The sequence below is a fragment of the Rhodoferax sp. genome (assembly GCF_039922535.1).
Taxonomy (GTDB): Bacteria; Pseudomonadota; Gammaproteobacteria; order Burkholderiales; family Burkholderiaceae_C; genus Rhodoferax_B.
Map to the genome: position 1 here is coordinate 1 of NZ_JBDTEM010000029.1, position 4,536 is coordinate 4,536.

General features: G+C 61.5%; 5 protein-coding genes. 2 read left to right on the forward strand and 3 right to left on the reverse strand.

Going from position 1 to position 4,536, the window contains the following annotated elements:
• Positions 1–86 (forward strand): fasciclin domain-containing protein (locus tag ABI213_RS01245; RefSeq protein WP_348025770.1); only part of this gene is annotated, 86 nt, incomplete at its 5' end.
• Positions 87–211: 125 nt separating this feature from the next.
• On the opposite strand, the gene ABI213_RS01250 is transcribed toward ABI213_RS01245, so the two are convergent.
• A complete protein-coding gene (locus ABI213_RS01250) occupies positions 212–1,072 on the reverse strand; it encodes a DNA ligase (protein WP_348007283.1) in 861 nt (286 codons plus the stop codon).
• Positions 1,073–1,226: 154 nt separating this feature from the next.
• Between ABI213_RS01250 and ggt the strand changes: the two genes are divergently transcribed.
• On the forward strand, positions 1,227–2,948 hold the full coding sequence (gene ggt / locus ABI213_RS01255; RefSeq protein ID WP_348025764.1) for a gamma-glutamyltransferase: 1,722 nt from the start codon (positions 1,227–1,229) through the stop codon (positions 2,946–2,948).
• Between the two features lie 301 nt (positions 2,949–3,249).
• Here the strand turns inward: ggt and ABI213_RS01260 are convergent, their stop codons facing one another.
• Both ABI213_RS01260 and fabI read right to left on the reverse strand, forming a co-directional pair.
• Positions 3,250–3,726 (reverse strand): GNAT family N-acetyltransferase, encoded by a 477-nt coding sequence (locus ABI213_RS01260; protein WP_348025766.1) that lies wholly within the window; start codon positions 3,724–3,726, stop codon positions 3,250–3,252.
• A 67-nt stretch (positions 3,727–3,793) separates the two neighbouring features.
• Positions 3,794–4,536: enoyl-ACP reductase FabI (gene fabI / locus ABI213_RS01265; RefSeq protein ID WP_348025768.1), on the reverse strand; the 743-nt coding region annotated here is incomplete at its 5' end.

Genomic DNA, 4,536 nt, shown 5'->3' on the forward strand with positions numbered 1-4,536 from the left:
GCGGCACCGCCGATGTGACGATTGCCGATGTGTACCAATCGAACGGTGTGATCCACGTAGTCGACAAGGTTCTGCTGCCTAAATAAGTACACCCCCAGGCTTGCTCACTTCGTGTAGCAGCACCCCCCTTGCAGGGGGCAAACCCGACGGTCCGGCAAAGCCGGTCCCGTGGGTTCCTGGAATGGGATGCCATGCCGTTATCGTTGAGGACTTACAAATTCGCGTCTTCGCGCAGCCGCAAAAAGCTGGCAAAGCGCGGAATCCCGCTAGGGTTCATATCGCGGAAGCGGTAGGTCACCCAGGTGCCCACGGCAGGCGGCTTACGCCGCTGTTCATCGGTAAAGCCGGTGCCCAGCTTGAAGCGCAAGCCATTAGGTGTTTCCACCTGCAATGCGCCCAGCATGCCCGCATATTTGCCCCGACCTGCCACATGGCCCACCACCCGGGCTTCGGCATCGTCGAAGGGCTTTAGTTTCAAAAAATCGTCCTTGCCGGGGCTGGCCAGCAGGGCATCGCCCCGGTGCAGCACCAGCCCCTCGCCGCCCGCTTGCACCGTTTGGCGCAACAGGGCCTGCAGGGCAGAGTCGCTGGCCACGCGGGACTGCGCCACCGGCTGCACCCAGGCGGGCAGCGCCAGTTGCTGCAAGGTGGTCAAGCGCGTATCGAAAGGGCCGCTGTGCCCCGGCAGGTCAAACACTTGGTAGCGCATCTGCCGCCAGGCGGCATCGCCCGCATCGCCTTGCCGCACGGTCGATACCGCCGTGGCAAAGGCACCGTGTCCGGCCCACAGTTCACCGTCCAGCGCCGTCGATGGCCAGCCCGCGGTAAACCACGCGGGTGGGGAGACGCGTTGGCCGCCGCGCGTCCACAGCTGCGTGCCATCCCAGTAGCCGCGCACGCCGTCCAGCTTTTCGCTGACCCAGTAGCCCTCTAGCGCGGTGCCGCTGCGGTAGGCCGTGGGCCGTTGCAGTGCAGGTGGGCTGTTGGCGCGGCTCCAACGGGGCACACCCGCCACGGCGGCGAGCAGCAGACTTTGCAACAGGGTTCGGCGGGGGATAGAGGGTGTAGGCATGGCAACAATTTACGCCAAACAGGGCGTTTGGGGTGGCTACATTTGCAAACAAATTACCCGCATAGGAGGTGCTGCACCTTGTTACAGTTGTTTGCGCATAGTTCATACGTCTTCATTTTTCACCTTCTTTTCTACCATTTCGGAGACCTCACGCATGCCTATTTTTTCCTTCCGCCTCGCCTCGGTAGCCACCGCTGCGGCCCTGTGCTGCGCCGCCCAGGCTGCCTCTGTGGCCCCTGTCGCTGCCGAGCACGGCATGGTCGTCACCGCCCAGCATTTGGCCACCCAGGTGGGTGTAGACGTGCTCAAAAGAGGTGGTAACGCCATCGACGCCGCGGTAGCCGTGGGCTATGCGCTGGCGGTGGTGTACCCGGCGGCGGGTAACCTGGGCGGCGGCGGCTTCATGACCGTGCAACTGGCCGATGGCCGCAAGACCTTCCTGGATTTCCGCGAAAAAGCTCCACTGGCCGCTACCGCCAATATGTACTTGGACGCCAGCGGCAATGTGGTCAAGGGGGCCAGCACCAATGGTTACCTGGCGGTGGGCATTCCCGGTTCGGTAGCGGGTTTTGAAGATGCCCGCACCAAGTACGGCACTATGTCCCGTGCCAAGCTTCTGGCCCCGGCTATCCAACTGGCCGAGCGCGGCTTTGTGCTGCAAGAGGGCGACGTGGACATGCTGAAAACTTCGACCGAAGACTTCAAGAAGGACGCACCGTCTGGCGCCATCTTTTTGAACAAAGGCGAACCCTTCCAGATCGGCCAAAAGCTGGTCCAAAAAGACCTGGCCAAAACCCTGAAATTGGTCAGCCAGAAGGGCACAGACGGCTTCTACAAAGGCCGTGTGGGTGCCGACATCGTGGCCGCCAGCCAGGCTGGCAAAGGCATCATCACCCAAGAAGACTTGAACCAGTACAAGGTGCGTGAACTGGCCCCGGTGGAGTGCGACTACCGCGGCTACCACATCGTCTCGGCCCCGCCTCCCAGCTCGGGCGGCGTGGTGATCTGCGAAATCTTGAACATTGTCGAAGGCTATCCACTGAAAGAGCTGGGCTTCCGTTCGGCCCAGGCCGTGCATTACCAAATTGAGGCCATGCGCCACGCCTACCTGGACCGCAACAGCTACCTGGGCGACCCCGACTTCGTGAAAAACCCGCTGGACCGCCTGCTCGACAAGGCCTACGCCGCCAAGATCCGCGCTGCCATCGACCCTAATAAAGCGGGCGTGTCCAAGGACATGAAGCCCGGCGTGGCCCCGCACGAAGGCACCAACACCACCCACTACTCCATCGTCGACAGCATGGGCAACGCCGTGTCGGTCACCTACACGCTGAACGACTGGTTCGGTGCCAAGGTGACCGCCGCCAAGACCGGCGTGCTTCTGAACAACGAGATGGACGACTTCACCTCCAAGGTCGGCGTGCCCAACCTTTACGGCCTGGTGCAGGGCGAGGCGAACAAGATTGAACCCGGCAAGCGGCCCCTGAGCTCCATGAGCCCCACCATCGTGACCCAAAACGGCAAGCCTGTGATGGTGGTCGGCACCCCTGGCGGCAGCCGCATCATCACCGCCGTCACGCACACCATCATGAACGTGATCGACTACGGTATGGATGTGCAAGAAGCTGTGGACGCACCGCGCTTTCACCAGCAATGGCTGCCCGATATGACCAATATGGACACCTTCGGCATCAGCCCCGACACCCGCAAAATCTTGGAGGGCATGGGCCACAACCTGGGAGCCCCGCAGCCCGCAAACCACCTGGCCGCGATTCTGGTCGGTGCGCCCACGCTGGGCGGCAAGCCACGGGGCAACTTCCGCTTCTACGGCGCGAACGATCCACGCCGCAACACCGGTTTGGCCGAAGGCTATTAAAACTTAGTTTGCTATTTAATTAAGAGCTGTCAGTGCAGGTACCCATTGCGCTGGAAGCTTTTTTTATTGCCAATAAGCGTGCGGGCTATTTATGCTGGACGGGCAGAACTTGACAGTTAGCCAATGGGGTCGGATCACGATTGCGCGCTAAAAGGCCGGTTGTCGTGTCGTCCGCTTACCCGCATTCGTGCTCCGACCCCTTTGGCGGGTTAGCGACTTGTGGCTCCAATTTCAGACTTTTAGGCCGTGTTTCAGGCACCTAATCGGCTGCCCGTGCTTACCAGATCAGCACGAGCAGCTCCTATTTTTTACTATCAAATAGGGATAAATCCAGCGCCATAAACAGGCTGTGCGGATCTTCTTGGTAGCTGGCAAACGGCCCGCAGGGCACAAAGCCCATGCTGGCGTAGAGTTTTTGCGCGGGCTGGAACGCGGCTTCCGTACCGGTTTCCAGGCTCAGACGCGTGTAGCCCCGCGCCTTGGCCACTTCCAGAATGTGCACCAGCATCGCCCGGCCCGCACCCCGGCCTCGTTGGGCGGTGGGGGTGCGCATGGATTTGAGCTCGCCGTGCTGGGTATCCAGCTGCTTTAGTGCGCCGCAGCCCAGCAGCAGCGGGCCTTCCCAGGCGGTCCAGAAGGAGATATCGGGCGCGCGCAATGCGTTGATGTCTAGCGCAAACACGCACTCGGGCGGCGACAGTTCGTACATGTGGTCCAGGTGCTCTTGCAGAAGGGCATGGATGGCGGGCCGCGTAAGGTCGTCGATTTCAATATGCATACAGGCGTATTATTATTTCGATAGCTGTCAGCGCAGGTACTACCTGCGCCGGAGGCACTTTTGATGCTTAAACTGCTTCGCTGATGCCGCCCACGACCTGGCTGAAGCCGCCATCTACGTAGGTGATTTCTGCGCTCACGCCTGCGGCCAGGTCGCTCAGCAGAAATGCCGCCACATTGCCCACATCGTCAATCGTCACGTTGCGGCGAATCGGGCACTCTGCCGTGGCTTTGAGCATCTTGCCGAAGTCCTTGATGCCGCTGGCGGCCAGGGTTTTGATGGGGCCGGCGCTAATGCCGTTGACGCGCACGCCCTTGGGGCCGACCGACTCGGCCAGGTAGCGCACGCTGGCTTCCAGGCTGGCTTTGGCCAGGCCCATGGTGTTGTAGTTGGGCAAAACGCGCAGGGAACCCAGGTAGGTGAGGGTCAGCAGGGCGGCCTTGTCGCTCAGGTAGGGCAGGGCGGCCTTGGCCATGGCGGGGAAGCTGTAGGCGCTGATGTCGTGCGCCACGCGGAAGCTTTCGCGGCTCAGGCCGTCCAACAAGTCGCCGGTGATGGCTTCGCGCGGGGCAAAGCCAATGCTGTGGACGAAGCCGTCAAACGTAGGCCAGGTTTGCGCCAGGTCGGTGAACAGCTTGTCGATTTGTGCGTCATCGCCCACGTCGCAGTCAAAAATCAGCTTGGAGTCGAAATCGGCGGCGAATTCGGTGATGCGGTCTTTGAAGCGCTCGCCCACGTAGCTGAACGCCAGCTCCGCGCCTTCGCGGTGGCAGGCCTTGGCGATGCCGTAGGCAATGGAGCGGTTGCTCA

What these genes read in the sequence shown, in the direction of transcription:
- ABI213_RS01260 (WP_348025766.1), bottom strand. Translation starts at nt 3,726, where the DNA reads ATGCATATTGAAATCGACGACCTTACGCGGCCCGCCATCCATGCCCTT.
- ggt (WP_348025764.1), top strand. Translation starts at nt 1,227, where the DNA reads ATGCCTATTTTTTCCTTCCGCCTCGCCTCGGTAGCCACCGCTGCGGCC.
- ABI213_RS01250 (WP_348007283.1), bottom strand. Translation starts at nt 1,072, where the DNA reads ATGCCTACACCCTCTATCCCCCGCCGAACCCTGTTGCAAAGTCTGCTG.